The 26,869-nt window shown below is 71.7% G+C and carries 23 protein-coding genes, 2 tRNA genes and 1 pseudogene; 12 read left to right on the forward strand and 14 right to left on the reverse strand.

What is annotated here, in order from left to right:
- The first annotated feature begins 158 nt into the window (after positions 1-158).
- Positions 159-231 (forward strand) — tRNA-His (locus MMA15_RS08450).
- 125 nt (positions 232-356) lie between these two features.
- Here the strand turns inward: MMA15_RS08450 and MMA15_RS08455 are convergent.
- Positions 357-560, reverse strand: a complete 204-nt coding sequence (locus MMA15_RS08455; protein WP_241058514.1) for a hypothetical protein — start codon at positions 558-560, stop codon at positions 357-359.
- 291 nt (positions 561-851) lie between these two features.
- Between MMA15_RS08455 and MMA15_RS08460 the strand changes: the two genes are divergently transcribed.
- Positions 852-1,646, forward strand: a complete 795-nt coding sequence (locus MMA15_RS08460) for a DUF6069 family protein (protein ID WP_241058515.1) — start codon at positions 852-854, stop codon at positions 1,644-1,646.
- A gap of 312 nt (positions 1,647-1,958) precedes the next feature.
- Here MMA15_RS08460 and MMA15_RS08465 read toward each other — a convergent pair whose 3' ends face one another.
- The 4 genes from MMA15_RS08465 to MMA15_RS08480 form a co-directional block, all read right to left on the reverse strand.
- Positions 1,959-2,564: a M23 family metallopeptidase gene (locus tag MMA15_RS08465; protein WP_241058516.1), complete on the reverse strand. Its 606-nt coding sequence runs from the start codon at positions 2,562-2,564 to the stop codon at positions 1,959-1,961.
- Positions 2,565-2,834: 270 nt separating this feature from the next.
- On the reverse strand, positions 2,835-3,884 hold the full coding sequence (locus MMA15_RS08470; RefSeq protein WP_308290526.1) for a chitinase: 1,050 nt from the start codon (positions 3,882-3,884) through the stop codon (positions 2,835-2,837).
- 295 nt (positions 3,885-4,179) lie between these two features.
- Positions 4,180-5,631: a HAMP domain-containing sensor histidine kinase gene (locus tag MMA15_RS08475; protein ID WP_241058517.1), complete on the reverse strand. Its 1,452-nt coding sequence runs from the start codon at positions 5,629-5,631 to the stop codon at positions 4,180-4,182.
- 37 nt (positions 5,632-5,668) lie between these two features.
- The gene (locus MMA15_RS08480) at positions 5,669-6,385 is read right to left on the reverse strand and encodes a response regulator transcription factor (RefSeq protein WP_241058518.1); all 717 of its coding nucleotides are present in this window, start codon (positions 6,383-6,385) and stop codon (positions 5,669-5,671) included.
- Between the two features lie 59 nt (positions 6,386-6,444).
- On the opposite strand from MMA15_RS08480, the gene MMA15_RS08485 reads away from it, so the two are divergent.
- The gene (locus tag MMA15_RS08485; RefSeq protein WP_241058519.1) at positions 6,445-6,993 is read left to right on the forward strand and encodes a hypothetical protein; all 549 of its coding nucleotides are present in this window, start codon (positions 6,445-6,447) and stop codon (positions 6,991-6,993) included.
- A gap of 186 nt (positions 6,994-7,179) precedes the next feature.
- Here MMA15_RS08485 and MMA15_RS08490 read toward each other — a convergent pair whose 3' ends face one another.
- Together MMA15_RS08490 and MMA15_RS08495 are read right to left on the reverse strand one after the other, a co-directional pair.
- Positions 7,180-8,193, reverse strand: a complete 1,014-nt coding sequence (locus MMA15_RS08490) for a spermidine synthase (RefSeq protein WP_372498327.1) — start codon at positions 8,191-8,193, stop codon at positions 7,180-7,182.
- A 189-nt stretch (positions 8,194-8,382) separates the two neighbouring features.
- Positions 8,383-8,766, reverse strand: coding sequence for a hypothetical protein (locus MMA15_RS08495; RefSeq protein WP_241058520.1), 384 nt, complete (start codon positions 8,764-8,766; stop codon positions 8,383-8,385).
- Between the two features lie 180 nt (positions 8,767-8,946).
- Between MMA15_RS08495 and MMA15_RS08500 the strand changes: the two genes are divergently transcribed.
- On the forward strand, positions 8,947-10,533 hold the full coding sequence (locus MMA15_RS08500; protein WP_241058521.1) for an NsdA family TPR-like regulatory protein: 1,587 nt from the start codon (positions 8,947-8,949) through the stop codon (positions 10,531-10,533).
- A 154-nt stretch (positions 10,534-10,687) separates the two neighbouring features.
- Here the strand turns inward: MMA15_RS08500 and MMA15_RS08505 are convergent, their stop codons facing one another.
- Both MMA15_RS08505 and MMA15_RS08510 read right to left on the reverse strand, forming a co-directional pair.
- On the reverse strand, positions 10,688-11,284 hold the full coding sequence (locus tag MMA15_RS08505; RefSeq protein WP_241058522.1) for a histidine phosphatase family protein: 597 nt from the start codon (positions 11,282-11,284) through the stop codon (positions 10,688-10,690).
- A 12-nt stretch (positions 11,285-11,296) separates the two neighbouring features.
- Positions 11,297-11,482, reverse strand: coding sequence for a hypothetical protein (locus MMA15_RS08510; protein WP_241058523.1), 186 nt, complete (start codon positions 11,480-11,482; stop codon positions 11,297-11,299).
- A 100-nt stretch (positions 11,483-11,582) separates the two neighbouring features.
- On the opposite strand from MMA15_RS08510, the pseudogene MMA15_RS08515 reads away from it, so the two are divergent.
- The 6 genes and pseudogenes from MMA15_RS08515 to MMA15_RS08540 all read left to right on the forward strand — a co-directional run bounded on the left by MMA15_RS08515 (position 11,583) and on the right by MMA15_RS08540 (position 17,875).
- Positions 11,583-12,714, forward strand: a pseudogene (locus tag MMA15_RS08515) (hypothetical protein).
- Positions 12,715-12,907: 193 nt separating this feature from the next.
- On the forward strand, positions 12,908-14,599 hold the full coding sequence (locus MMA15_RS08520; RefSeq protein ID WP_241058524.1) for a hypothetical protein: 1,692 nt from the start codon (positions 12,908-12,910) through the stop codon (positions 14,597-14,599).
- Between the two features lie 62 nt (positions 14,600-14,661).
- On the forward strand, positions 14,662-16,065 hold the full coding sequence (locus MMA15_RS08525) for an AAA family ATPase (protein WP_372498328.1): 1,404 nt from the start codon (positions 14,662-14,664) through the stop codon (positions 16,063-16,065).
- Between the two features lie 187 nt (positions 16,066-16,252).
- Complete coding sequence (locus MMA15_RS08530) at positions 16,253-16,615, forward strand: DUF8844 domain-containing protein (RefSeq protein WP_241058525.1); 363 nt, start codon at positions 16,253-16,255, stop codon at positions 16,613-16,615.
- 293 nt (positions 16,616-16,908) lie between these two features.
- Positions 16,909-17,811: a hypothetical protein gene (locus MMA15_RS08535; RefSeq protein WP_308290527.1), complete on the forward strand. Its 903-nt coding sequence runs from the start codon at positions 16,909-16,911 to the stop codon at positions 17,809-17,811.
- Positions 17,802-17,875: transfer RNA gene (locus MMA15_RS08540), tRNA-Lys, on the forward strand. The genes MMA15_RS08535 and MMA15_RS08540 overlap by 10 nt, the downstream gene beginning before the upstream one ends.
- 86 nt (positions 17,876-17,961) lie before the next feature.
- Here the strand turns inward: MMA15_RS08540 and MMA15_RS08545 are convergent.
- Complete coding sequence (locus MMA15_RS08545; protein ID WP_308290528.1) at positions 17,962-19,152, reverse strand: M6 family metalloprotease domain-containing protein; 1,191 nt, start codon at positions 19,150-19,152, stop codon at positions 17,962-17,964.
- Between the two features lie 520 nt (positions 19,153-19,672).
- Here MMA15_RS08545 and MMA15_RS08550 point away from each other — a divergent pair.
- Positions 19,673-21,397: a putative bifunctional diguanylate cyclase/phosphodiesterase gene (locus tag MMA15_RS08550; RefSeq protein WP_308290610.1), complete on the forward strand. Its 1,725-nt coding sequence runs from the start codon at positions 19,673-19,675 to the stop codon at positions 21,395-21,397.
- A gap of 70 nt (positions 21,398-21,467) precedes the next feature.
- On the opposite strand, the gene MMA15_RS08555 is transcribed toward MMA15_RS08550, so the two are convergent.
- From MMA15_RS08555 to MMA15_RS08570, 4 genes are all read right to left on the reverse strand, one after another.
- Positions 21,468-22,106, reverse strand: a complete 639-nt coding sequence (locus tag MMA15_RS08555; RefSeq protein ID WP_241058527.1) for a LysE family translocator — start codon at positions 22,104-22,106, stop codon at positions 21,468-21,470.
- 134 nt (positions 22,107-22,240) lie between these two features.
- Positions 22,241-23,302 (reverse strand): LLM class flavin-dependent oxidoreductase, encoded by a 1,062-nt coding sequence (locus MMA15_RS08560; RefSeq protein WP_241063091.1) that lies wholly within the window; start codon positions 23,300-23,302, stop codon positions 22,241-22,243.
- Between the two features lie 257 nt (positions 23,303-23,559).
- Entirely contained in the window at positions 23,560-24,303 is a 744-nt protein-coding gene (locus tag MMA15_RS08565; protein WP_241058528.1) for a maleate cis-trans isomerase family protein, read from the reverse strand.
- 353 nt (positions 24,304-24,656) lie between these two features.
- Entirely contained in the window at positions 24,657-25,646 is a 990-nt protein-coding gene (locus MMA15_RS08570) for a maleate cis-trans isomerase family protein (protein ID WP_241058529.1), read from the reverse strand.
- Positions 25,647-25,862: 216 nt separating this feature from the next.
- On the opposite strand from MMA15_RS08570, the gene MMA15_RS08575 reads away from it, so the two are divergent.
- Positions 25,863-26,828: a D-2-hydroxyacid dehydrogenase gene (locus MMA15_RS08575; RefSeq protein ID WP_241058530.1), complete on the forward strand. Its 966-nt coding sequence runs from the start codon at positions 25,863-25,865 to the stop codon at positions 26,826-26,828.
- Positions 26,829-26,869: the final 41 nt, after the last annotated feature.

The raw sequence follows: 26,869 nt of genomic DNA on the forward strand, positions 1-26,869 counted from the left end.
GGCTGTGTCCGAAGGCACTGTCTGAAGCCTTCAGGGACGCTCACACGGGACGCTGCTGAGGCGGCGGGGCGGTCCGGCCCCGCCGGAACCCGGGCGCGAGCACCCCGGCGCACCCTGTACACTCTTTCTCGGCCGGACGGAAGAGCGAGTCGGCCGTGGTGGATGTAGCTCAGCTGGTAGAGCACCTGGTTGTGGTCCAGGATGTCGCGGGTTCAAGTCCCGTCATTCACCCTCGATGATCAAGGCCCTCACCTGGGAAGACCGGGCGGGGGCCTTTTTCACGTCCGAGGGGTCGCCGGTCACGGGTCGGAGCCGGGAACGGGAGTCGCCGGGCCTCGGTCCCCCCGCCCCCTGCGTCAGTCCCATACGTCGGGACCGCCACGGCGCCACTCGATCAACTCCGGATCGTCGAAGCGCACTTCCTCGGGGTCCATGCCGACACGGCGGAGGAATTCCGCGAGGTCGCGCAGGTCGTGAGCGAGGCCGAGGATGCGGCCGTTCGCGGTCACGCGACGTCCGCCCGACGGCGACGGCGGGTGCACGACGATCGGCGCGGCCATGGGAACAGCCTGCGTCCGGCGGGAGCCCGGCGCACCCCGGGCCGTCCCTGCGGGTGGTGCCGCCCTGCCGTCCCGCCCCTCTTCTTGGAGCCTGCGGGCGGCTCGTACCGTTCAGGCCGCTCTCAACGGGCGTGCGCGGGGCGGAGGTTCGCGGTGATGCGGGCGGGAGAGATCGTCGTACGGCCGCGTGGGTGAGCGGCGCCGCGCTGGGGATGCGGGGGCCGCGGGCCGGGACGAGCCTGGTGGGAGCGGACGGCGGTCCGGGGAGGCCCAGGGAGAGGATCGATAGCCATGGCAGGTCCACACGACCCGAACGGCCCTCAGGACCCTCGCAGCCGACACGGGCGGCCCGGCGGGCAGGGACCGGAGCAGGGGCCCGGCGGGGGTCCCGGTGAAGGCCCGCGCAAAGGACATGGCCCCGGGCGGGGAGAGGGTCCGGGGCAGGAAGGGTCCGGGGCATCGGGGGCAAGCGGCCCGTCGGAGCCCTTCGAGCCCTTCGAACCCTTCGAGCCGTCTCTGCCGGGGGCCGGGCAGGGCTTCGCCGCCCGCAGCCCGGACCCGTACGGCCGTCCAGGACCGTACGTACCGGAGAAGCGGACCAACGGCTACGACCACGACCGGCCGCCCGGCCGTCCCCGGCGCGTCAGATACGCGCGCCTGTGGGCGGGCGGTGTCGTCGTGGCGCTGGTGGCGGCGCTGGCTGCCGCGGTAGCGCTGCTGCTCGTACGCGGCGTGCTGGACATCCCCGTCTTCGCCCCCGAGCAGGAGGGCACGATGGAGCCCGCCTCCACCGCCCAACTCGCCCTGGGCTCCGCCCTCGCCGCACTGGCGGCCACGGCCGTGCTGCATCTGCTGATGCTCGCCACTCCGCAGCCCGGACGCTTCCTCGGGTGGATCATCGCGCTGGGCACTGCTGCCGTGATGCTCCTGCCGTTCACCTCGGAGGCGAGCTGGGAGGCGAAGGCGGGCACCGCGGGCGTCTACCTCGTGATCGGCGTCGTCATCGGCACCCTGCTGGCGACGGTCGCCCGCACCGCGATGGGCGACCGTACGGACGAACGGGCCACCGCGGGCGGCGGGCGCTGAGCGGGCCACCGCCGAGCAACCGCGAAGCCGAGCGACCCGCGAAGCTGAGACACCCGCGAACAAGCGGGCCGGCGCCGAAACGACCGAGCTGGGCGAACGGCCGTTCCCGCTCCCGCAGTTCATGGCTCCCGCAGTTCAACTCCGAGGCCCCCACCGGGGCGCCTCGCCGGTGGGGGCCTCATGCCGCGTGGGGCCGGGACCTGGGGCTCGATGGGCCGAAGAACCACCCCAAGGCTCAGGACTGCAAACCTCCGGCTCCGAACCCCGGGACTCCGAACGCCCGGACTCCCGAACCCCAAGCCCCCGAGGCCGCTATGCGATGCGGACGCCGTGGCGGGCGAGATAGGTGACGGGGTCGACCTCGGTGCCGTAGCCCCGCTCTTTGCGTACCTCGAAGTGCAGATGCGGGCCGGTCGAGCGGCCGGTGTTGCCGGATTCGCCGACGACGGTGTTCGCGCGCACCGTGCGGCCCGGCCGTACGGTGATCTTCGACAGGTGCGCGAAGAGGACGTGCTTGCCGTCCTTCATGTGGACGATCACGGCGTTGCCGTATGCGCCTGCCTCTCCGGCGAGTTCCACCCTGCCGGTGCCGACGGAGCGGACGGTGGTGCCTGGAGCGGCTGCGAAGTCGACGCCCGTGTGATGCCCTGCGGCCCAGCTTCCTGGCACTCCCCACCGTTCGGAGATGCGCACCGCCGCGCTTATGGGGCGGGAATAGGAAGGGGCGCGTCTGCTGAGGGTCTGCCGTTCCTGGCCCTTGCCCTGGCGGCCCATGTCGTCCGCCGCCGGTGCCAGGTTGTGCGGCCTGCTGTTCAGCGATGCCGAACCGGCGAAGCCGCATATGGAGACGGCCGCCGCGAGTCCGCCGGTCAATATCCTCCGGACGATGCCCGGTTCACGCCGCGTCTGAGATGTCATACCTCGCAGCAAAGGTCAGCGTGCCGGGGCCCGCACCCGGGAGTTGTCCGGTGGGGTGACGTGCACTGCGCTCTGTCACCCTCAGGGGGGAGGCCCCCGTCGCGCACGTACGGGACACCGCCAGGACCCTCACCTGGGCGGTGCCCCGTACGCGACGGAACCGGACCTTGGGAAAGAGGAGTGGGGCGCAGCGGGGTGTGGGGGGAAGGGTGCTGCGCCCCACCCTGGTCCGGGGCCGGCCGTCGTGCGGCGGCCGGCATGGAGCGGACGTCAGCCGGTGAAGCCCTTGGCGAAGGCGTCCGCCTCCTGCTCGATGCTCGAACAGGTCGGGTCGGCCTGGTCCTTGGGGCCGCCGGGGCATGCCTTGTCCCTCGTGGCGGACCACATCGACAGCCAGGCCAGCTTCTTCTCGTCGGCGAACTTCTTCACCTCGGCGGCGTCGTCCGTCTTGAAGACCTCGACGTTGACGTCGTTGACGCCGATCATCGGCGTGACGGCGACGGTGTTCCACGCCTTGGCGTCGTCGTCGATGCCCAGGGACGACTTGACCTGCTTCTGCGTGGCGGTGGCGGCGTCGATGGCGTACTTGCCCATGTCGCCGTCGTACTTGGGGCCGTAGTCCATGGCCATGATGTTGACCGCCGAGACCTTCACGCCGTTCTTCTTGGCGTTCTCCAGCAGGCCGGTGCCGTCCTGCGTCAGGCCCTCGGGGAGCACGGGCAGAGTGAAGGAGACGTCCAGGTCCTTGTGCTTCTCCTGGAGCTTGGTGATGGCCTGCGCGCGGCGGGTGTTGGCCTCGGTGTTGGGAAGCGTCGACCCCTCGATGTCGAAGTCGACCTTCTTGAGGGCGAACGCCTCGACGACCTTTCCGTACGCCTCCGCGAGCTGGTCGGCGGAGTTGCAGGCAAGGGCGAGCTCCTGGCCGTTCGCGCCGCCGAAGGAGACCCGCACGTCTCCGCCCTTGGCGCGGAAGTCCTCGATCTGCTTGGCGACGGCGTTGGCGCCGAGGTCCTCGGTGCCGCCCCACTTCGGGGCGCAGTCGCCGCCGGAGGTGATGAAGGCCAGGTTGAACTCCTTCACCCCGGTCTTCTCCGAGCTCTTGAGCAGGTCGTAGGAGGGCTGGAGGGAGGTGTCGACGTACGGCGCGAAGCCGCCGGCGGCCTTCGCCTTGGCCTCGCCGCCCGTGTGCTCCTCGCCGGCGCTCGCGTTACCGGCGAGCGCGAAGGCGGCGCCGGCCACCGTCACCGCCGCGGCGGCGGCGGCCACGAGCTTCACTCGGCGGCTCGTCCGGGCGGGCTGCGCTTCAGGGGTGTTCGTCATCGTCTCGATGCCTCATCCGGTGGGGGGTGATTGGTGCGGACCAGCAGCAAGCTAGCGAGGCCGAGTCGGACAATTCACTTGTTACGGACGGCAGTTGAAATACTTAGGCCGCACTTAAGGGAGCGCAATGGTCCGGTTATGGAAACGCTCTCAAGGCTCTGTGGTGCGGTGGCGCCGCATGGCACGGGTGAACCGCGCGCACCGGACGCGCCCACGCGTCGGGGAACAGAAGCCCGCGCGTCCACCGCGTCGGCGAACACGGGCTACGGCGCTCGCACTTGCCCGCGTACGTCCCTCAGCGGCGGCGCAACGGCGGCCTGCGCGTGCGGCGTTCGCGGTCCGTGCGGCGGCGGCCACGGCGACGGCGTTCCGCCTCACCGCCGTCCAGCGTCAGCCACACCCGTATCTCGGTACCCCCGAGGACCGAGGGGCCGATGCGTACGTCGCCGCCGGTGGACTCCGCGACTCTCCGCACGATGTCCAGGCCCAGCCCCGTCGAGCCCGGCTTGCCGTCGCCGTGGCCCCGGCGCAGCGCCGCGTCCGGGTCGGCGATGCCGGGGCCCGCGTCGGAGACCAGCACGATCACCGAGTTGCTGGCCGGGCCGCCGTGGTGGACGTCCACGGAGAAAGCGGTGCCCTCCGGCGTGTGCCGGAAGACGTTGCCGAGCATCGCGTCCAGCGCCGCGGCGAACTCGCTGCGGGCGACGGGCACCCGGACGGGTCGCTCCACTCCGGCCAGCCGCGCCTCGCGGCCCTCGTCCTCCGCGAGCGCCGACCAGAAGGCCATCCGTTCGCGTATCACCTCCGCCGCGTCGCAGGCCGCGGACTCCAGATTGCCCGTCGTCTGGGCCCGCTGCTCGCGCTGCTCGCGGGCGGTGCTGATGATGTGGTCGACCTCGCTCTCCAGCTTGGCCACGGCCTCACGGGTGTGCTCGGCGGCGTCGCCGTCGCCCAGCGAGGCGGCGTTCAGGCGCAGCACGGTCAGCGGCGTACGCAGCCGGTGCGACAGGTCGGCCGCCAACTCCCGCTCGTTCGCCAGCAGTTGTACGACCTGGTCGGCCATGGCGTTGAACGCGACGGCGGCGGAGCGCAGTTCGCTCGGCCCGTCCTCCGGCACCCGCACGCCCAGCTTGCCCTCGCCGAGGGAGTGCGCGGCGGCGGCCAGCCGTCCCGCGGGCCGCACCATCATGGAGCCCAGCCGGTCGGCGACGGCCACCGAGCCGAGGATCAGCGCGATGCCGACCCCGGCGAGGATGAGCCAGGACGTGGTGACGTTGTGGGTGACCTCGTCGTTCGGGATGAAGACCTCGACGACGGCGAACTCGCCGCTGGCGACGGCCGTCGGCCGCAGCAGCGTGTAGCCGCCGGGCACCGTCACGGTGGAGGCGCGGCCCTGGCGGCGCGCCGTCGCCAACTGCTCCTGCGTGGCCCGCTGTCTGCCGACCTCGACGGCGCTGTCCGGCCCGGCGGCACGCCCCGCTTTCGACGACGAGGGCCCGGACGCCCGCGGCACGTGCACCGCGAGCCGCCCCTCTCCGCCCGCCTCGGTGCTGACCACGGCCTTCTCAAGCTGCTGCCGGTCGGTGGTGATCGCCAGTACCGGGCCTACGGTGGCGGCCTGGCGCTCGGCGTTGGAGAACGCCCTGTCCCGGGCCGTCTCCTTCACGACCAGCCCCAGGGGCACGGCGAAGGCGATCACCACCATGACCGTCACGGCGAGGCACACCTTCACCAGTGCCCATCTCATGCCCGTATTTCCTTTCTCACGGCCGCAGTCGTCGAGCTCACGGCCGCGCTTCCCCCGGCGCCTCCAGCTTCACCCCGACACCGCGGATGGTGTGCAGATAGCGGGGCCGGGCCGCTGTCTCGCCCAACTTCCGCCGCAGCCAGGAGAGGTGGACGTCGATCGTCTGATCGTCGCCGTAGGACTGCTGCCACACCTCGGCCAGCAGCTCCTTGCGCGCGACGACCACTCCGGGTCTTCCGGCGAGGAAGGCCAGCAGGTCGAACTCCCGGCGGGTCAGGTCCAGCACCACGCCGTCCAGCTCCGCCTGCCGCCGCAGCGGATCGATCGCGAGACCGCCGACCTTCAGCACCCGCTCGGTGACGGTGCCGCTGCCTCCGCCTCCGGACGCACCGCCGTGCGCACGGCGCAGCACCGCGGACATACGGGCCGAAAGGTGCTCCACCGAGAAGGGTTTGACGAGATAGTCGTCCGCGCCGTCGTTGAGCAGCCGGACGATCTCGTTCTCGTTGTCGCGGGCGGTGGCGATGATCACAGGGACGTCGGTGATGCCGCGCAGCATCTTCAGCGCCTCCGCGCCGTCCAGATCCGGAAGGCCCAAGTCGAGGATCACGACGTCGAATCCGTACTGGGCGACTTCGCGCAACGCCTCCAGTGCGGTGCCGACGCTGCGCACGACATGCGAGGCGTCCTTGAGGTGCCGGATGAGGGCGGAACGTACGAACTGGTCGTCCTCGACCACGAGCACACGGGCCATGTGGGCACGTTAGTCCATACCGAGACGCGAGTGAGCAGGTTGCAGCTATGGTGACAGGGATGGGACGACGAGCGTTTGTGCATGCGGCGGCTTGGGCATCGGCCACAAGCGCCGCGGTGACACTTTCCTGGTTCGGGGTTCACACGGTCCTCGCGGGCACCGAGTACGACCCCCCTCGTTCCCTGCCCATCGCCGACGGCGCCCCCACGACGACCGGTCCCGGCTCGCCGTCGCCGCAGCAACCGGAACCGACTCCGTCACCCACCAAGACGGGCCCGTCCGTTCCGGAGAAGCCCCGGCCTACGAAATCCGCACCCGACCCCGGCGGCGAACGCACCACGAGGCCGCCGTCCGAGCCGGAGCCGAGCGAACCACGCGACTCCGGCAGGGTGCGCGGTGCCAGCGTCGCAGGCGGCCGTGCGGTCTTCGACATGCGTGACGACTACGCGACGCTGGTCTCAGCGACGCCCAACGACGGCTGGGACACCCAGGTCTGGAAGGACACCACCTGGATCCGGGTGACCTTCTCCAAGGACGGCGCGTCCTCGTCGATCTTCTGCCGCTGGGACGGCGCACCGCCGCGCATCGAGTCCTACGACAACGGCTGAGGCCCCGGGGGCGCTCCCGCTCGCCGGACACCGGACCACGCCCCTCAGTGTTCCTTCTTGCTCGGCTTCCTTGCTCGGCTGCGATGCTCGGCTTGCATGCTCGAACTCCGCTGCCGCGTCGGCGAGTTCGGCCGTCCACCCCGGGTCCCGGCGGCCGCTCGCGGGCGGACCGCGCCGCCCTTCGACTCAGCGGAAGACGCCGTCCGGAGGCTTCGGCGACGGCCGCGCCGTGGCATCGGTCACCGGCCGCGCTCCCCCGGTGAAGGCGGCCAGGGCCTTCCCGGACTCCACACGCGCCGGATACGGGTCGCCCGCACATCGCGCGGACAGCTCCGCCGCCGGGAAGTCACCGTCGGTGGCGACGAGCACGGCGTTGCTGAAGCGCCTGCCGCGCAGCATCGCCGGGTCGGCGACAAGGACGAGGGTGCCGAACGCCTCGGCTGCGGTGGCGACTTGGGAACGGAGGTGGTCCAGCGGGCGCCTGGCACCGGCCGGACGGTGCGGCCCCGGACGCGCGCCGCCGCCCTCGCCGCCTCCGGGCCCGTCCGCGATGTTCGCCGCGTACGTACCGCCGGGGCGCAGCACACGCCGTACCTCGTGCAGGAATTCGACGCTCGTCAGATGTGCGGGCGTTCGGGCACCCGTGAAGACGTCGCCGATGACGAGGTCGGCCCACCGCGACGGAAGCCTGCCCAGGCCCTCCCGTGCGTCACCGCCGCGTACCCGGACGCGCCAGCCCCGCTCCAACGGCAGTTCGCCGCGCACCCATTGGGACAGCGCGGTGTCCTTCTCGAAGACCTGCTGCACGGAACGGGGACGGATGGCCGCGACATAGCGCGCCAGGGTCAGCGCACCGCCGCCCAGATGCAGCACTTGCAGCGGACGCCCGGCCGGTGCCACGAGATCGACGACGTGACCGAGTCGGCGCTGGTACTCGAAGCCCAGGCGGGAGGGGTCGTCGAGGTCGACGTACGACTGCGGTGCGCCCTCCACCAGCAGCGACCAGGCCCTCAAGCGGTCGGGATCGGGGACGAGTTCGGCGGTGCCGCCCTCGACTCTCGCGCTCAGCGCCTCCCGTGCGGCGCGGCGGCCTCTGCCCCGGGACGCACCGTCCTCCGGGCCCCGGCTTCCGCTGCCGCCGTGTCCGTCGTTTGCGCGTCCGTCCTTGGCGCCGCCGCGCCGTCTGCCGCCCTTCGCCACCCGTCCAGTATCGCCGAAGGCCCGGTCACCGCAGCTCGCGGCGGCAGCGGGCACCCGCGTACGGAATGCGGGGCCGTACGGGCCCCAAAACCGCCGGGACGCTCACAGCCGCCGGGCCGCAGCAGCCGGACCTCACCCCCACCGGATCACTCACTCCGGCCGGATCGCTGACACTCTCACTGACACCCCTCACTGACAGCGGTCGACGGCCTCGATCGTGCGGGCCGCCTCCCCCAGCGCCGCCCGCAGCAGCGACGCATCCGTGGCCACCCCGAACGCCCACTCCGGCGGCACGAGCCAGCCCGTACCCTCAAGTGGCGGCTCCTGTACGGCAGTTCTGGGCCGACCGGGGGTCTGCGTACAGGCGCTGCCCGGCAGATCCCAGCACGCGGCCGTGCCCGGCGGCACGAGGAATCCCACCTCGTCACCCTCCCCGTCGCACAGCAATACCGGGCCGAGTCCGTCCCGCAGACGCAGGATGTCGACCGCCTCCAGGCCCTGCCGTGCGGGCACGGTCACCAAGTCGCAGGGCACACCGCCGGAAACGGTGCGGACTCCCAGGCCGGTGTCCATCCGGACCCCTCCTCCGAGTTCCTCCGCAGTGGTCATGCAGGGTTCAACGGCCGGGGCCGTCAACGGGCTACGGCACACCACGTCACAAAGGATGGCACTTCATGGCAGATGATGGGTGAGATATCCGTTTTGTAGAGGAACCCAGCGTGAGGACCCCGCGACAGCCGGTACCGTCCGGCCATGGCGTCGTCATCATCCGCGTCGCAGGGCCCGCTCCGCGCGCCCAACACCGCATTCCGGCAGCTACGCGGCACACTGTCGCCTGCCGAGTTCGCCGCCGCCGTACGCCGGGCCGGGCGGGAGATCGGTGAACACGTCGCCTGCGACGCCCGCTACATCGGCCGTGTAGAGGCCGGCGAGATCCGCTGCCCCAATTACGCCTACGAGCGGGTCCTTCTGCACATGTTCCCCGGCCGCACCCTCACCGACATGGGCTTCTCCGCACGCGAGGCCGTGCGCGGCAGGGCGGCCCGCCGTTCCCGAGAGGCTTACGGAGGTGACAATTCGCCGCCGTACGCGACATCGCAGAACGCTGAATCCCGTACGCTCTACGGTCATCACAGAAGCCCCAACAGTCCCTGTATTCCCAGCAGTCACGCAAATCACAGCAGCCTCATCAACCCTGACACCCCCGAAAACCCCAGCAGTTCTGGCAGTTCGCCGGCCTGTCCCGACTTCCTCACCTGCACGTTCTGTTCAGACTGTTCCGAGATCCACGAGGAGAGCGACGTGCTACGTCGCGCGTTCATGATCGGCGGCCCGGCAGCCGCCCTGACCGCCATGCCACCCCTCGGCGCCGTGGCGACGGCCGCGGACGGCCGCACCGTGTCCGTACATCCCCACCGGCGAGTCGGCGAGGCCGAGGCCGAAGCACTCGAGCAGGCCGTACGGCGAATCCGGCTGCTCGACGACAGACACGGCGCGGACGCCCTCTATCAGCGCGCCGGCGACTCGCTGCGCAGCGCCTACGAACTCCTCGACTCGGGTACGCCCAGCCGCCAGTCCGTCACCGACCGACTGCACAACGGAGCGGGTGAACTCGCCATCTCCGTGGGCTGGCTCGCCCACGACTCCGAACGCTTCGGCGACGCCCGCTCGCACTACGCCGAGGCGCTCGCCACCGCCCGGGTCGCCGCCGATCCCGCGCTGGAGGCCCACGCCTTCTGCAACACCGCCTTCCTCGCTCGGGACGCGGGATGCCCCCGTGAGGCCGTGCGCGCGGCGCAGGCCGGGCAGCAGGCGGCCAAACACCTGGGCTCCGCAAGGCTGTTGGCGCTGCTGAGCATGCGCGAGGCGGGCGGCTGGGCGGGGCTCGGCGACCGTACGGCCTGCCAGGAGTCGCTGAGCAGGGCGCACGCCCTCTTCGAACGCGGCCCTGCCGACCCCGACCCTGCGTGGATGAGCTTCTTCGGCGAGGCGGAACTCGCCGGACTGGAGGCGCAGTGCTGGTCGGCGCTGCACGACTGGGAGCGTGCGGCGGTACAGGCGCAGCGTGCCGTCGCGCTCCAGGACCCGCACTTCGTACGGAACAGGGCGCTGTTCACGGCCGAACTGGCGGGCGATCTCGCGGCGTTGAAGCGCCCGGCGGAGGCGGCCGAAGCAGGCGGCAAGGCCCTGGCGCTGCTGGGGCCCGTCCAGTCGGCACGCATCCGCGCGATGCTGAGCACGGCGGCGCGGCGGCTCCGTCCCTACCAGGGCGACAGCTCGGTCGACGCGTTCCTCGCGAAGCAGCGCCAGACGGCGGTGCCCCGGCCACGTACGGCGTGAGGGGGCTTTGTTGGCGTGAAGTGATGCCGGGTCGGCGGGGTGTTGGAAGCTCAGCCCCTGGAGTCTCGCCGAGCGACAGGCAGTTGAGAGCAGGGCAGTCGGGCCCCCGGCCGGGGAGCCTCACCCGGAGCGCCGCGTCCGGGGAGCCCGTCGCTCAGTCGAGATGCCCGGTGTCGTTCCAGCGGCTGACGGCAGGCATGCCGTACGCCCAGCCGAGCACCGAGAGGGACGCGGCCGACAGCGAGAGGCACGCCCCGAACGGCGTCTCGTACCCGAGCCAGCGCGCCCCGAGGACGCGCAGGAAGTGACCGTGTGCGAAGAGCAGCACGTCACGGTCGGCCGAACGTGCCCACTCCACGACCTCGTCGGCACGCTCGGCGACTTGGCGCATGCTCTCGCCGTCGACCACGCCGTCACGCCAGATGAACCAGTCGGTGCCGGTGTCCTCCCGGATGCGGTCCGTCGTCAGCCCCTCGTACGCGCCGTAGTCCCACTCCCTCAACGCGTCCCACTCCTCCGCCCGTTCGCCGAAGCCCGCGATCTCACAGGTCTCGCGGGCACGGGAGAGAGGGCTGGTGCGCACCTCGGCGTCCGGTAGCCCGTTCCACGGCTCGCGTGCCAGCCGCTCGCCGAGGCGGCGGGCGTCGCGGCGGCCCTCGTCGAGGAGCGGCAGGTCGGTGCGGCTGGTGTGCCGCCCGGCCGAGGACCACTCGGTCTTGCCGTGCCGTACGAGCAGGATGCGCGCTGCCATGGGAAACCTCTCTCAGCCGTCGGAGGGCGGACGAGGCCGTTTCGGGGTGCCCGGGACGCTCCCGGCATGCGCCCGCACGCCGTCGTCTCCGCAGCCGTCTCCGCCCTTGCCGCTGTGCACTTGCCGCCCCATGTTCGCCGCCGCACGGCCCGGCACGGTGACAGGCACGCGGGCACCGGCGAGGCGTCTGTCAGTCATGGATGCCACACTTCCGCTGGTAATGCAGTCTTCCGCGAGGCGACGCCGATGACCCACTCCGACGGCAGCGCGAGCGCTCTGCGCCGGGCGCCTCGCCGAGCTGCGCGGCGGCCCTGACGTACCACCGCGCCCGCTGGACGCCCGCGCCCTTGCCGCGCTCGCCGCGAATCCGGGCTGCCGCCGCCGCGCCCTGCTGGACGGGGCGGGGGTCGACAAGGCAGCGCTGGCACAGTCGTTGGGGGCTCCGGCCCCGTTCGGGCAGTCGCAGTTCGCCTTCGCACGTGGCAACTCCTTCGAGGCGAAGGTCAAGTCGGACGGCGGCGCCGAACTGATCCGGCTGCTGTGCGCGAATACGGGCGAGAGCCCGCCGGAGCCCGACGGGATCGCCCTGCCGGACCTGACCGCCGACGGTCCCGCCGGCCGGACAGAACGTACGCGCCTGGCACTTCGGCCCGCGCGGGAGCCCGGATGGACGCTGCTGTTCCATCCGATGCTCGCGCTCGACGTAGCCGGTTCGACGGCCTATCTGGAGCCGGACGCCATCGCCGTCCATCCGGACGGGAGTTGCACGGTCGCGGAGATCAAGTCCTTTCCGGTGCTGGACGGTTCGGCCGACGCGGCGAAAGTGGGGGCCGCCGCCCGCCAGGCCGCGGTGTACGCGCTGGCTCTCGACGAGTCCGGCCTGGAGGGCAGGGTCCGCGAGCAGGCACTGCTGGTGTGTCCGAAGGACTTCACCAACCTTCCCACCGCGCACGGCGTCGACATCCGTAAGCAGCGTGCGACCACCCGGCGTCAACTCGCCCGTCTCACAAGGCTGGAGGAGATCGCGGCCACGCTCCCCGAGGGCACGGTCTTCGATCCGTCCCTGCCCGCCGCCGAGTTGACCTCCGCCGTCGATTCGGTGCCCGCCGCCTACGCGCCCGAGTGCCTCTCCACCTGCGAACTGGCCTTCCACTGCCGTGCGCGGGCGCGTGCCTCGGGTGCGGTGGAGTCGCTGGGCCGGTCGGTACGCGGCGAGCTGGGCGGCTTCAGAACGATCGACGCGGTCCTGCGGGCGGCGGGCGTACGGACAGCCGGCCGACTGTGAACACGCGGACGTTGACGGGGAGTTGGACGGGAGTCCCGGCACTGACCCGGGCGTGCGTGCGGACGCCGACGACCCCGTGGCGGCGGCGCTGCGGCGTGCCGCGAGCCTCCGTGCGGAGGCGCTGGGAGGGGCCGTCCGATGCTGACCGCCGCGCCGTCGCGTATCTCTGCGCCGCCCAGGACCCGTAATCCCGGGACCCGTAACGGCGATGCGTCCCATGTCGCCGGTGCCTCCCATGCCGCCGCCGGTGCCTCTCCCAGCGCCGGGAACGCCGCGGTTCCTGCCGTCCGTACCGCCTCGGTCCCTGCCGTCCGCTTCGCTGCCGAGCGGGAGGCGCCGTGTCGTTGATGGCCGCACTCGCCCGTATGGAGGCCGCCGCGTCCGGGCGCGCACAGCCGCGGACGACCGTGCGCCACCGGCATCTGGCCGAACGCCCCCTGGTCTTCGTGCCGTTGACGACGGCGGGCGAGGCGGGAGCGCCCCTCGGAGCCCTGGTGGGCACCGACCGGGAGCGGCCCGAGCTGCTCGTCGTGCCGCAGCCGCGCGACCGCGATCTGCGCTTCGCCTTCCTCTCCCGTCTCGCCGACGTCGTGCTGCCGCACCTGGAGTCCGCGCAGGACGACATCGAGTTCGAGGAACGCAAGGAGACCGACCCGGAGACCGGCAAGAAGGTGACCGTCCAGGTCGAACTCTGCGCGGACGCACCCCAGTTGATCGTCCCCAACGGCCCCGGCGCCGACTTCGTACGGCTGCTGGGCCGCTCCATGCGCTTCCGCCGTACCGCCGAGGAGGACCCCGACAACCCGTATCCCGCTCCCCCGCGGGTCCCGCTGCTCGGCCGCTGGCTGACGCAGTACGGCGAACGTGCCCGTGTGCCCGGCTCCTCGCTGCTGCTGTCGATGACCGAGCTGCTGACCCGGCACTGGGCCACGGGCCAGAGCGCGCTGGAGGACCAGCACCTGGGCGCGCTGCTGGCATGGATCGACCCGCCCGAGGGTCTGAGCGGCGCCGAGGCGGCGCTCAGGGCGGAGGTGGAGCGGGACACGGCGGGGCAGTTGGTGTGTCCGCCCGCCGGACCGGCCACCGACCCGGCGTTCGACAACAGGCTGCTGGCGCCCGCCGTGGAGCGCTACGACGCGGGCGTCCCGGGCGCCGAGGACGAGGTGCGCGAGCTGATCGCCTCCCAGCTACGGCCCGCCTGGGACGCGGTATGGCACGGCATCGACCTGCTGCGGACGCTGCCCGAGGGCGGCCATGTCGCGGAGCGGTTCAAGCGAGACCGCTGGTCCTACACCGCGCACCGCGACCGCGTACGCGGCGGGGAACCTCCCCAGCCGCGCCGCGACGACGCCGTGACCGCAGCCGCGAAGCTCGCCCAGCGCGAGCGTGAACAGGCGCGCCTGGAGGCGCAGGAAGCCGTTGACGATCCGCTCGTCATGGCCGAACGCCGTTTCGCCGGCGAGGCGTTCGCGGGAGAGGTCACCGCGGTGGAGATGGCGTACTCGGAAGGCAAGCGCCAGATGCCCCGGCCCCTGGTCACGCTGCGCACGGACGACCGCCCGCATCTCGCGGCGGGCGCGAAGGCGCACCGCATCCTGGCCGAAGGGGCCCGCCAGAGCGCCGAGTTCGCGGGTGAGGACGAGCATGAGCCGGGCCTGGTGACGCTGCGGCTGACCAGCGGCATGGGGCGGGGCAAGGAGCCCGCGCCCGGCACGGTGCCGGAGAAGGGCGACCGGCTCTGCTGGACGCTCTTCGAGCATTCGCCGCGCGGCGGGCCGGAGTTGCCGGAGGTGGAGGACACGCCCTGGACACACGGCGGCCCGCCCGCCGAGACCGTGCCCGGCACAGCCACAACCACAGCCACAGCCACAGCCGCACATCCGGCCGCAGACACAGGCACAGGCACCGCCGCAGACACCACCGCTACGGGCACCTCGGCGGGCACGGGGCCGGACGCCGCGACGAACCCACCGGCCGTTCAGCCGCCCCTCCCCGCTCCCGACCCGATCACCAGCGAGGACCTGCTGTGAGCGCACCACCCGGCCCTTTTGCGACCGGTGCGGACGACGACGCGGCCACCGTGGAGACCGAAGTGCCCGAAGGTCCGGGCACTCCTGCCACCGCGGCCCCGGACGCGGACACCGGCCATGCCCCGGCGCTCGCCGCGGCCCGCGCCACCGACGCGATCCTCCACGACACCCTCCACAGCACCAGCCGAGGCGTCGTCGTGGACTCCCCGCCCGGCGCGGGCAAGTCGACGCTCGTGGTGCGTGCCGCACGCGAACTGGCCGCGGCCGGGCGGCCGTTGATCGTCATCGCGCAGACCAACGCCCAGGTCGACGACCTCGCCGTCCGGCTGGCCGCCGCCGATCCGGAACTGCCCGTCGGGCGGCTGCACAGCAGTGAGCCACGACCGTACGACCCGGCGCTCGACGACCATCCGTGCGTCGTCACCTCCGCCAAGGCCGCCGACCTGGCCGGGCTGCCCGTCGTACTGTCCACGGCGGCCAAGTGGGCCTGGGTGAAGCGCGATCCGGAGAAGGCGCCGTGGCCGCACGCGATCGTCGACGAGGCGTACCAGATGCGCTCCGACGCGCTGCTCGCCGTCGCCGGGCTCTTCGAGCGGGCGCTCTTCGTGGGCGATCCGGGCCAGCTCGATCCGTTCAGCCAGGTCGGCTCGGAGCAGTGGGCGGGCCTCACTCACGATCCGTCCGCGAGCGCCGTGACGACGCTGCTGTCCCACAACCCGGATCTGCCGCAGCACCGGCTTCCCGTCTCATGGCGGCTTCCGGCCTCGGCGGCTCCGCTGGTCTCGGACGCCTTCTATCCGTACACGCCGTTCCGCAGCGGCAGCGGCCCCCACGACCGCGGCCTCACCTTCCACACCGCCGGGGACGGCTCCGCGCCCGACCTGGTGATCGACGAGGCGGCAGACTCCGGCTGGGGCCTGCTGGAACTGCCGGAGCGGCTGACCCCGCGTACCGACCCGGAGGCCGTCGCAGCCGTCGCGCAGATCGTGGGCAGGCTGCTGACCCGCGGCGGCGCCACCACCGACGAACGCTCCACCGGTCCGGTCCCGCTCACCGCCTCCCGTGTCGCGGTCGGCACCGCGCACCGCGACCAGGCGGCGGCGGTCCGCTCCGCGCTCGCCGGGCTGGGGCTTCCCGAGGAGCTACGGGTCGCGGACGTCGCCGTCGACACGGCGAACCGGCTCCAGGGGCGTGAGTTCGACGTGACGGTCGTGCTCCATCCGCTCTCCGGCAGGCCCGACGCGACGGCGTTCCATCTGGAGACCGGCCGGCTGTGCGTGCTGACCTCGCGCCACAGGCACGCGTGCATCGTGGTGTGCCGTGCGGGCGTCCCGCGACTCCTGGACGATCACCCCGCAACGGAGGCGGTACAGCTCGGCGTCACCGTGAAGTTCCCGGACGGCTGGGAGGCCAACCACGCGGTCCTGTCCCATCTGTCGGCCCACACGGTGCCCTGGGATTCATGAGCCCCGGCGCGGTGTTGTCCGTAGGAACGAAGATCCCGTGGCGGTGAGCGCGCGGCCACGGCGGCAGGCCGCCGCCGACCGCCCGGCCCAGCGGGTGGACGGCCTGGCACAGCGAAGGCCCGTAGCGGGACAATGACGACGGCGGCCCGTGGTTGGCGGCTGAGACGTGACACATGGAGGTAGGCACATGCCCGAGCCGCACTCGGCTCCGGACCCGCGCGGGAGCGCCCCGCGCTTCCGCCGCCCCGCTCCTCTGCTCTTCGAGCCGTCGGAGGACAAGGAGGACTCGGAGCAGTTCTTCGATCTGGACACGATCACCGATCCTCGGGAGCTGCTGGAGCGCTCGACGGAGCTGGCGCTGGCGTTCCGCGCGGCGGCCGACCGTGCCGTGGAGTTCCAGGCGATGGCGGCGGCGCAGCTCGCCGACCCCAAGCGCTTCGACCGGCTCTCGGATGCGGCCGTGGCCGAGCGGGGCGACTGGTCGGAGGACTACGCACGGAAGATGATCGAGTTCGGCCGGGAGCTGCTCGCCGACCGGGGCCCGCAGTAGCTCGCCGCGCCCCCGGCCGCTCTCCGCACTCGGTCGCGGAGTGGCCTGTCGCTACGCGGCCGAAGTGCCGTAGCGCTTCGCGCTCTCGTACGGCCGGTGCGCGGTTTCCGGCGACGCACGGCATCGGCACGACGGCCGGAAAGAGGCTTGCTCCCCTGTCTTCGAGGGCCGCGTCGTCGCCCGCCGTCATCGGACGCAAGCCGAGCGTGCACGATACTGGACCCCGCCCCCGCTTGTCCGATTTTCTTCGCAAGGTGCAAAAGACCCCTGCCTGTCCTGTACATCTGTCTTCCATGAGTGACTGGCAGAGGGACGCTGCCCCACGGCACACCCGTCCCGCCGGAGTCCGCAGCAGCACCGGCAACACCGGCGGCTTTGAGAGCAGCGGCGGTTCCGGAAGCACCGGCAGTCCCGACGGGCCCGGCACCCCTGAAGGGCGAGGCGGACCAGGAGGACCAGGCGGAGGGGGCCGGTCAGGCAGCACAGGCGGACTCCGCGTATCCGGCAGCTCCGGCCTGGGGTTCTCCTCCGCCCGTACACCGCGCGGCACGGCGTGCGCGGCCACCCCCGGCGCCTCCTGCGTCACACGCGCCGGCGCCGACTGGCTCGCCTCCGCGTGCACCCTGACCGCCAGCGTGCACGCGCTCTGGCTGCACCGGCCCGCCTCGCCCAGCGTCCTGCCGTGCGGCACGGCCTTCGACGTGGTGAGCGCGCCGCCGCTGCCCGGCCGTCTGATTCTCGAGCGCTTATGGTCCAGCGGTCCCGGCAGCGGTCCCGTCGCCGTGCACCGCGGCCGCGTGCTGCTATTCGCCGCCGCGGGCACGGCCCAGCGGCTGCCCGCGCTGCTGGCCTGGGAGGAGTGGCGCAGTTCACGCGAGGACGCGATTGCCGAAACGTTCCCCTCGCTGATCTGCCTCGGCTACGGCGACTCCGTGACCATCCCCGCCCTCCGCCCCGGCCACGAGGAGCAGGCACCCTGCCCGTCACGCTGGCTCGTCGCCCCCGACGTCCGCCGCCCCTGGCTGCCCGGCGCCGGCGTACTGCTGCGCGCCTGCCTGCGCTTGCGCGCCGCACGTCCCGGCCCTCAGCCGCTCACCTCCGTACGCGCAGGTCGGGGGCCCGGGAGCGACGAAGAACCGATTTCCGGAACTGCGGACCGTGATGCTAGGGTCTATGACGTCACCAGGCGCCGTTAGCTCAGTTGGTTAGAGCAGCTGACTCTTAATCAGCGGGTCCGGGGTTCGAGTCCCTGACGGCGTACGTGCACAGCGAAGGCCCTCTCGTCCAAGGCGAGGGGGCCTTCCGCATGCGCGCGTCCGCGTTCCCGGCCGATCACGAGACCGCCCTCAGGCACCGGTGCCCTTGCGGGTCACCTTCACCCGCCACCTGTCTCCGGCTGTGTGCCCCATAACCTCCACCCGCACCCCGCCGCCATGGCCGGTCAAATAGGAGTCGCCCTTCCCCAGTGGCGCGTCCGCCAGCGAGGGATAGACCGAGCCGTCCGAGCAGCCGTGGGTGCCGGGATGTCCGTCGACGACCTTCACAGGCCCGTACGTCGAGGCCCGGTCGCTGCGCACCCAGTACAGCAGGACGCCCTCCGAGCACAGCCCACGGTCGTTGCCCTCGGAGTCGCGGGCCTCTATCGCCAGCGCCTCGTACTGCCCCGTACGTACGACTGCCAGCCGCCGGTCCCCGCGGGCTCCCAGTGGATTCGCCCCCAGGGGGCGCAGCGTGTGCGTGGTGGTCCCGCCGTCGGCCGGCACACAGCTCACATTGCGGCGGGTGAGCCAGCCCAGCTTCCACTTCTCCCAGGCGAAGAGATCGGGAGCGAGACCGAACTGGCTGCCCATGAGGTCCCAGTCCCCTACGTAGGTGTCCCAGTCGGCCATTCCGGATGCCGGCCGCTGATAGAGGTCCGGCAGGTCGAAGGCATGGCCGGTCTCGTGTGCGAGCACATGGCGGTCCGGGGGGCTCTGCTCGAAGACCGTGACGAGGCGGCGCAGCTCCGTGCCGTCGGCCTCGATGGGGGTGTCGAAGTTCACGACCTTCGTCGCGTCGGAGTCGACGCCGCGGGCGTCGGGGTCGGCGACGAGATAGACGAGGTCGTATTTGCCGAAGTCGACCCGTGGGTCCGCCGCGGCGATGGCGTCGCGCAGATAGTCGGTGCGCTGCCGCTCGTCCCAGTCGCGCTTTATGCCGTACGAGCGGGAGCTGGACGGCATCCGGATCCAGTGCTTGCCGGTGTGCGCGTGCAGCTGGAACTTGCCGTAGGACGCACGCCGGTAGAAGTCCGACGTGGCCGGGAAGTGGTCGGCGGTCAGCTCGCGAGGGGTGGTCAGGGGGCGGGAGTCGGGAAAGGAGAGGAAGAGCATCGCCGCGTCTATGCGATGCCGGGGCCGCGGATAGGCCGGGTCCCAGCGGTCGACGCCGAGGGAGTGGTGGGCTCCGGTACGGGGCAGGGCGCACGGTGCGGCGACTGCGACGGCGGTGACCGGTCCCGCGAAGAGCGCCATTCCGACGACGGCGGTGAGTGCCATGAGGACCGCCCCCGCGCGGCGCCATCCGCTCCGCACGGAGGCTGGTCTCCGCGAACCGTGCCTCGTAGAACGCGCCACGTGTGGACCTCACCGGGACGGGATCAGGGACCCTTCAACCTTTGCCCGGGATGTCCTGTTAGTCCTGTTCCGTTAGACCAGGCGCGTGAGCGGCAATATGGCTACTGTGTGTGATGCGCAGCCGTACGCGGTCGAGCCCGTTCCCGCACTACTGCCGGAACGGTCACCCTCGCGTTCACTCTTACGTCCCACGCGTACCAACGCCCCGGTGGGACGCCGTGGTTGCTGGCTCCGCTCACGCCCGAACCTCTATGATCGGCACATTTCCAGCGCGGATCGCCATGCAGCAACTCGGGCCGACCGCCCGGCAGATCCGCACGCGACGAGCCCCCCGGCGGGAGCGATTGGTGAACGAAAACCCATCGAAGGACCGGGCAGGAACTCCGGCGAGACCACCGGGACTTCACCGCAGAAAATCACGCACCGTAGCCGCGTACGAGGCATCAGGCACGGCAGATCGGAGTGGCGGGGCCGGAAGCGGGAGAGCGACTTCCGGGCCGCGTTCAACGCCGCCCGCCTCGCGATGGCGATCGTCGACCGCGACGGCAGGGTGGTCAGCGCCAACGACGCGCTCGGCGCACTCCTGGGCGCCGCACCTGACTCGCTCGTCTCCACCTCGGTGACCGACCTGCCCTCGCTCGGCCTCGACCGGAACACGATCCGCAACGGGCTGGCCGGCGCGGCTACTTCGCCCCCCTCGACGGCACCCCGCGGTGGCGACTCCATGAGCTGCACCCGGCGCCTGAAGAATCCCGACGGCCACACCCTGTGGGCCGAGATCTCGCTGATGCCCACCGCACACGACGGCGAGACCCTGCTGTCGGTGGCCGACGTCAGCGAGCAGCGCGATCTGCGCGAGCGGCTCCGCCACCTCCAGATGCACGACCCGGTGACGCGGCTGCCCAACCGCACCCTGTTCTTCGAGCGCCTGGCGACGGCACTGTCCGACACCGCGACCGGCCGCGTGGGCATCTGCTACATCGACCTCGACGGCTTCAAAGCCGTCAACGACACCCTCGGCCACCGCGTCGGCGACGAACTGCTCGACGCCGTGGCCCGACGCCTCATCCAGTGCGCGGAGGACGGCGGCCAGCGGCATCTCGCCGCGAGGCTCGGCGGCGACGAGTTCGCACTGCTCGTGGACGGCTCGACCGGTACGGAACAGCTCACGGCCCTGGCCGGGGCCGCGCTGAAGGCCATTCAGCAGCCCTTCGACCTGGGCGGGCAGCGGCTCACGGTCTCCGCCAGCATCGGCGTCGTCGAACGGGAGGCGCAAGGCACGGACCCGACGGAGCTGATGCAGGCCGCCGATACGACGCTGTACTGGGCGAAGGCCGACGGCAAGGCACGCTGGACGCTCTTCGACCCCGAGCGCAACGCCCACCGGATGACCCGTCAGGCGCTCTCCTCGGCACTTCGCGGAGCCGTCGAGCGCGGCGAGTTCGTACTGGACTACCAGCCCATCGTCGACCTCGGCGACGACAAGCTCGTGGGCGTCGAGGCGCTGGTGCGCTGGCAGCATCCGCAGTTCGGCAAGCTCGGACCGAACCGTTTCATCGGCCTCGCCGAGGAGAACGGCGGGATCGTGCCGCTGGGCCGCCACGTCCTTGAGGAATCGTGCCGCCAGGCACGTGGCTGGATGCTGGACCATGCGGGGCCGCCCGCCTACGTCAGCGTCAATGTGGCCGTGCGGCAGATGTGGGACTCCGACCTCGTCGCCGACGTGAGACGCGTACTGGAGGAGACCGGACTGCCGCCGGGACTGCTTCAGTTGGAGCTGACGGAGTCCGCCGTGATGGGCTCAGCAGGGCGCCCGCTGCAAGCGCTTCAGGACCTCAACGAGATGGGGGTGCGCATCGCCATCGACGACTTCGGCACCGGCTATTCGAACCTGGCGTATCTCAGCCGCCTCCCGGTGCGTGTGCTGAAGCTGGACGGCAGCTTCGTGAGCGGTTTCCGCGCGGCACGGCATCCGAACCCGGCGGACGAGACGATCGTCACCGCCCTGGTGCGGCTGGCGCATCAGCTCGGGCTGACCGTGACCGCCGAGTGCGTCGAGAGCCCCGCGCAGGCGGACCGGCTGCGCCGCATCGGCTGCGACACCGGGCAGGGCTGGCACTTCGCCAAGCCGATGCCCGCGCACTGCGTGGCGGCGCTGCTTCGCTGAGCGGGGACGGGCGCTCCTGCGCCGGGCGGGGGCGGTGGCACTGCCGCGCCGAGCGGGAACAGCGCTGCTCTCAGTCCTTGCGTCCCGTCGCCGCGACCGTGACACCGAGGCCGATCATCGTGAGCCCGCCCGCTCCGCCGACCATCGCCAGCCGCCGCGGCGAACGCGCGAACCAGCCCCGCGCGGTGGCGGCCACCAGACCCCAGGCGCTGTCGCAGCCCACGGCGATGATGTTGAAGACCAGCCCGAGCAGCAGCATCTGACCCGTCACGTCCCCCTGAGCGCGGTCGACGAACTGCGGCAGCACGGCGGCGAAGAAGACGATCGTCTTCGGGTTGGCGACGCCGACCGCGAACCCCTCCCACATCGTGCGCAAGCCGCCGTACGAGGGCCCCTCGCCTTCGAACGCCGCTTGCAGCGACCCGCGCCGGGCCACCGCCCTGACTCCGAGGTACACCAGATACGCGGCGCCCGAGAGCTTGAGCACCGTGAAGGCGAGAGCGGAGCGCTCCACCAGGGGCCCGGCTCCCAGCGCCACGCACACCACGAGGACGTACGCACCGAGGGTGTTGCCCACCACGGTGGTCAGCGCGGCACGGCGGCCCTGCGCCAGCGCACGCCCGATCACGAAGAGCACGCTGGGCCCGGGAACCACGATCAGCACCAGGGACATGGCGGCGAAGGCAGCCAGCCGGTCGATGGACACCATGGCGCCATGACATCAGCGGGCGGGCCCGCCCCGCCTCTCCTTTTTACGGCGGTCTCGCACCGGTGCCGTACGGGCAACTGGTGTACGGGCCCTGGCGTACGGGCCGCCGGGGCGGGCTCAGGGCGTCCGAGGGGTCACGTCAACTCGTAGGCGTTCGCGATCAGTTCGAGTGAGCGGGTCCGGGCCGAGGGCGTGTGCACATTGGCCGTGAGCATCAGTTCGTCGGCGCCGGTGCGCTTGACGAGGGCGTCGAGCCCGTCCCGTACGGCATCGGGTGTGCCATGGGTGACGTTGGCCAGCCAGCTCTCGACGAAGTCGCGCTCGGCCGCGCTGAAGGGGTAGCCCTCCGCTTCCTCGGGTGTGGGGACCAGACCGGGGCGGCCGGTGCGCAGCCGCAGCATCGCCAGGGCTCCGGTGAGCACCTGCCTGCGGGCCTGCGTCTCGTCGTCCGCGGCGAGGGCGGCGGCGCCGATGAGCGCGTAGGGCTCGTCCAGTACGGCGGAGGGGGTGAAGCTCTCGCGGTAGAGGTCCAGCGCCGGGAGGGTGTTGCGGGAAGAGAAGTGATGTGCGAACGCGAACGGCAGCCCCAGCCGGCCAGCGAGTTCGGCGCTGAAACCGGACGATCCGAGCAGCCAGACCGGCGGCCGGGAGACCTCTCCCTGCACCGGACCGGGCACAGCATGGATGCGGGAGTAGCGGTGGCCGTCGGGAAAGCCGTCGTCCAGGAAGCGGATCAACTCGCCGAGCTGCTGCGGGAATTCGTCCGCACCCTCACGGAGGTGATCCGTGCGGCGCAGGGCGGCGGCCGTAGCGCCGTCGGTGCCGGGCGCACGGCCCAGGCCGAGGTCGATGCGCCCGGGGGCGAGCGCCTCCAGGGTGCCGAACTGCTCGGCGATGACGAGCGGCGCGTGGTTCGGCAGCATCACGCCGCCCGAGCCCAGCCGTATGCGGTCGGTGCGGGCCGCGAGGTGGGAGAGGATCACGGCGGGCGAGGAGCTTGCGACGCCCGGCATGGAGTGGTGTTCGGCGACCCAGTAGCGGGTGAAGCCGCGGCGCTCGGCGAGACGCGCGGTCTCGACGGTGGCGAGGAGCGCGTCGCGCGAGGTGAGGCCGACGCCGACGTTCGCCAGGTCCAGTACGGACAGGGGTACGGGGGCGGCGCCTCGCGTCTCACCGCGGATGGCGTCCCGGGTCACGGCGCCGGTGCCGGTGCCGGTGCCGCTGCCGGTGTCCGCACTCTTACCGGCGCCGGTGCCCGTACCGCTTCCGTTTCCGCTTCCTGTCGTCCTGCCGTCAGTGGCGTTGCCCTCGTCCACGAGTGCCGCCCTCCGCTCGCTGGTGTCACGTCCAGCGGCGTCAACGGCGAGCGGCACTCGTTCTCTTCCCGGGACTGACGCGAGCCGGGAGGTCCGCCCGGAAGCCGGCCGGGCTCCGGGCGAGGACCCGCGTCGCCTCAGGCCGTGAAGAGCTTGCCCAGTGCGGGGCAGCGTACGGAGACGTCCAGCAGCCGAAGGCCCTCCCAGGCGGTGACCTGGTTCGCGGTGAGAACCGGCTTGCCCAGCGCGTCCTCGATGTCCTCGGTCCAGGCGGCGGTGTGCAGCGCGGTGTCCGGCAGCAGCACGGCCTGCGCCTCGGGGTGGTCGCCGCCGCGGGCGAGGGCCAGCACCTCGTCCTTGCCCCAGGTGCCGACCTCGGCGGCGGTGATGATGCCGCTGCCGCGCATGGAGACGACCTCGCTCCCGGCGGCCTTGAGGAAGGCGGTGAACAGCTCGCCGACGTCCTCCGGATACGTCGCGCCGATGGCGACGCGCTCCGCGCCCAACGCCCGTACGGCATGGGCGAAGGCGAAGGACGTGCTGGAGGCGGGCAGCCCGGCGGTGGCGGACAGCTCGCGCACCTGCTCGTGGGCGCCCTCCCAGCCGAAGACGAAGCTGGCGCTGGTGCACGCCCAGACGACGGCCTGCACGCCGTGCTCCTTGACCTCCTCGACCTTCGCGGCCAGGCGCTTCGCGGAGCCCATCTCCAGCAGGGCGTCCGCCCGGTGTGCGTCCTCGCCGATGTCGGTGTGCACCAGCGGCAGCCGGACGTCCGCGCCGGCGTCCGAGAGGATTCGCTCAAGCCGCGGGTAGTCGTCCTCAGCCGAGAAGCCCGGGTAGAGGAATCCCACCGCCTGCGACTGCGCTGCCGCGTCTGCCATCTACGCCTCCTGAAGCGTCGCTGCTGATCGGTTGTCCGCCGGTCACGGCCTCGCGGGGCGGCCGTCCGTCCCGCCCCTGCCGTTCCGTTCCGTTTCGTACGTGGCGTACACGGCGCGGGAGTCTTCCGGTCCGTATGTGCCGTGAGTGCCGTACGTCACATGCGGCCCGTTTCGTCCGCCCCGCACGCTGCCGAGTGTCGCTCACGTACCGGCCGCTCATCCGTCCACACGTGCGCGCACGGACGTACGGGGAGGGTCGACGGGCATGGACGGGCGCCGGACTTCGCGCCCGGCGCCTGCTTTTGGGGGTGCACCCCGCCGTGGCGGGGTGCCTCATCTCACACGGGCGGAGGTCACACCGGCGGCTGCTGGCCGCCCCACTCGTCCGTATAACCGGAGGGGAAGCCCTGGTCGTAACCCTCCAGGGGCTCGCCGCTCTCGGGGCCTGCGCCGGCCAGCGCCGCCTCGGGCTCCACGGGCCGTACGGCCGGCTCCGCCGGTTCGAGGGACTCGACCGACTCGACGGGAGCCACGGGCTCCGCCGGCTCCTCGGGCCTGCTGACCGGAAGCGTCGGAGACGAGGTCATCGCCGCCGGGCCACGGCGGGCCACCGGGTCGACCAGCGCCTGGTACGGGCCCACCGCTTCCTTGCCGATGCGGCGCAGCGCGTCCCAGAGCGTGACCTGGTTCGCGGAGAGCACCGGCATGCGCAACTCCGCCTCCAGCTGCGGGATGACGTCGTACGTCGGCAGGTTGGTGCAACTGATGAACAGGGCGTCCGGGGCGTCGCCCGCCACGGCCTCGCGGGCCATGTCCACGACGTCCCGGTAGGGCACCCGCCAGATCTCGCGCGTCAGGCCCAGATAGCTGCGGCCGGTGACGGCGATGCCGCCTTCGCCGAGGAAGTCCTCAAGCGAGTCGGTGACCGACTTCGTATAGGGGGTGACGACGGCCACGCGCCGCGCCCCGATCTCCTGGAGCGCCGCCAGCAGCGCTCCCGAGGTGGTCAGCGAGGGGATCTCGCCGGCCTCCTCCATGGCCGCGGTCATGGACCGCTCGCCCTCGGCGCCTCCTACGAAGCTGCCCGAGGTGCAGGCGTAGGCCACCACTTCCGGGGCCACTGCGCACAGAGCCTGGACGCCCTCGCGCAGCGTCGCATGCTCACTGACGAGGCGAGCCTGATCGAGGCTCACCTCGACCGGTACGAAAGGGGTTCGGGTGAGGTGCAGTGACACATCGTCCGGCACCCAACGCCACAGCTCACGATCGAGTGCGAAGTCGAACGGGGCGACGATTCCGACACCGCGTTGTGGCTGCGGTCCGCCGAGGAAGGAGACATCCATGGGTGAGCCCCAAAGAACGGAGGGGTGGCCTACGGCCGAAAGGGAAAAAATGAAAGCCGGTCATTAGCCGGAACGCCGGGACAGATGCCTTCATTGACGACGGTAGTTCGCGCTACCTACCGTGGTCAATCCTTGCATCCGCGCCAACTTGGCGCCTCGGATTTGAGCCATCCCGACCAGTCCACCGCACCCTCGTTACGAAGTGGTTTCCTGCCGATGACCGAGCCCGTTCTCCTTGTCCTCGACGATGATCCGCTGCCGCGGCTCGACCGGCTCGCGGGACGTGCCCGCGTCGTGCACTCGAACGAGAAAGACCTGGTGGAGAAGCTGCCGACGGCCGATGTGCTGCTGGTGTGGGACTTCCTCTCGGACGCCGTACGGCACGCGTGGCCCGGGGGCGGCAGGCGCCCCCGCTGGGTGCACACGCCGAGCGCCGGAGTCGACCGTCTGCTGCCGGAGCTGGCCGCCTCTCCTGAGACGGTCGTCACCAACGCGAGAGGCGTCTTCGATCAGCCCATCGCCGAATACGTGGCGGGGCTCGTTCTAGCCATGGCCAAGGATTTCCGCGGAAGCTGGGAATTGCAACGGCAACGTCGTTGGAAGCACAGGGAGACAAAAAGGGTGGGCGGCTCCCGTGCAGTTGTCGTCGGGTCCGGACCAATTGGAAGAACTATCGGCCGTACTCTCAAGGCGCTGGGCGTCGCCGTCGACCTCGTCGGCCGCACCGAGCGGGACGGCGACCCGGACTTCGGACGTGTCCACGGCAACGCCGCGCTGGAGGGTCTGCTCGGCGAGGCGGACTGGGTCGTGTGCGTCGCACCGCTCACCGAGGGCACCCGCGGGCTCTTCGACGCCGCGGCCTTCGCACGCATGAAGCCGGACGCGCACTTCATCAACGTCGGCCGGGGCCAGCACGTGGTCGAGAGAGACCTGGTGGCCGCGCTCACCGGCCATCGCATCGCGGGCGCGGCGCTGGACGTGTTCGCGGAGGAACCGCTCGCCGCGGACAGCGAACTGTGGGACGTGCCGGGGCTGTTGATCTCGCCGCACATGAGCGGTGACACGATCGGATGGCGGGACGACCTGGCCGAGCAGTTCCTCGACAACTTCGACCGCTGGGAGGCGGGGCAGCCGCTGCTGAACGTCGTCGACAAGGACCTCGGTTACGTACCGTCGGCCTGAGCACCGGGAGCCGCGGCAGGGGCCGATGGGCCGGGTCACCG

The organism is Streptomyces marispadix, from assembly GCF_022524345.1.
Lineage (GTDB): Bacteria > Actinomycetota > Actinomycetes > Streptomycetales > Streptomycetaceae > Streptomyces > Streptomyces marispadix.

Coding starts and splice junctions, on each gene's coding strand:
- MMA15_RS08455 (WP_241058514.1), bottom strand. CDS start 560: ATGGCCGCGCCGATCGTCGTGCACCCGCCGTCGCCGTCGGGCGGACGT.
- MMA15_RS08475 (WP_241058517.1), bottom strand. CDS start 5,631: ATGAGATGGGCACTGGTGAAGGTGTGCCTCGCCGTGACGGTCATGGTG.
- MMA15_RS08565 (WP_241058528.1), bottom strand. CDS start 24,303: ATGGCAGACGCGGCAGCGCAGTCGCAGGCGGTGGGATTCCTCTACCCG.
- MMA15_RS08505 (WP_241058522.1), bottom strand. CDS start 11,284: ATGGCAGCGCGCATCCTGCTCGTACGGCACGGCAAGACCGAGTGGTCC.
- MMA15_RS08470 (WP_308290526.1), bottom strand. CDS start 3,884: ATGACGAACACCCCTGAAGCGCAGCCCGCCCGGACGAGCCGCCGAGTG.
- MMA15_RS08555 (WP_241058527.1), bottom strand. CDS start 22,106: ATGGTGTCCATCGACCGGCTGGCTGCCTTCGCCGCCATGTCCCTGGTG.
- MMA15_RS08510 (WP_241058523.1), bottom strand. CDS start 11,482: ATGACTGACAGACGCCTCGCCGGTGCCCGCGTGCCTGTCACCGTGCCG.
- MMA15_RS08495 (WP_241058520.1), bottom strand. CDS start 8,766: ATGGACACCGGCCTGGGAGTCCGCACCGTTTCCGGCGGTGTGCCCTGC.
- MMA15_RS08465 (WP_241058516.1), bottom strand. CDS start 2,564: ATGACATCTCAGACGCGGCGTGAACCGGGCATCGTCCGGAGGATATTG.
- MMA15_RS08545 (WP_308290528.1), bottom strand. CDS start 19,152: ATGGCACTCACCGCCGTCGTCGGAATGGCGCTCTTCGCGGGACCGGTC.
- MMA15_RS08575 (WP_241058530.1), top strand. CDS start 25,863: ATGACCGAGCCCGTTCTCCTTGTCCTCGACGATGATCCGCTGCCGCGG.
- MMA15_RS08500 (WP_241058521.1), top strand. CDS start 8,947: ATGGCGTCGTCATCATCCGCGTCGCAGGGCCCGCTCCGCGCGCCCAAC.
- MMA15_RS08535 (WP_308290527.1), top strand. CDS start 16,909: ATGAGTGACTGGCAGAGGGACGCTGCCCCACGGCACACCCGTCCCGCC.
- MMA15_RS08485 (WP_241058519.1), top strand. CDS start 6,445: ATGGGACGACGAGCGTTTGTGCATGCGGCGGCTTGGGCATCGGCCACA.
- MMA15_RS08570 (WP_241058529.1), bottom strand. CDS start 25,646: ATGGATGTCTCCTTCCTCGGCGGACCGCAGCCACAACGCGGTGTCGGA.
- MMA15_RS08460 (WP_241058515.1), top strand. CDS start 852: ATGGCAGGTCCACACGACCCGAACGGCCCTCAGGACCCTCGCAGCCGA.
- MMA15_RS08530 (WP_241058525.1), top strand. CDS start 16,253: ATGCCCGAGCCGCACTCGGCTCCGGACCCGCGCGGGAGCGCCCCGCGC.
- MMA15_RS08480 (WP_241058518.1), bottom strand. CDS start 6,385: ATGGCCCGTGTGCTCGTGGTCGAGGACGACCAGTTCGTACGTTCCGCC.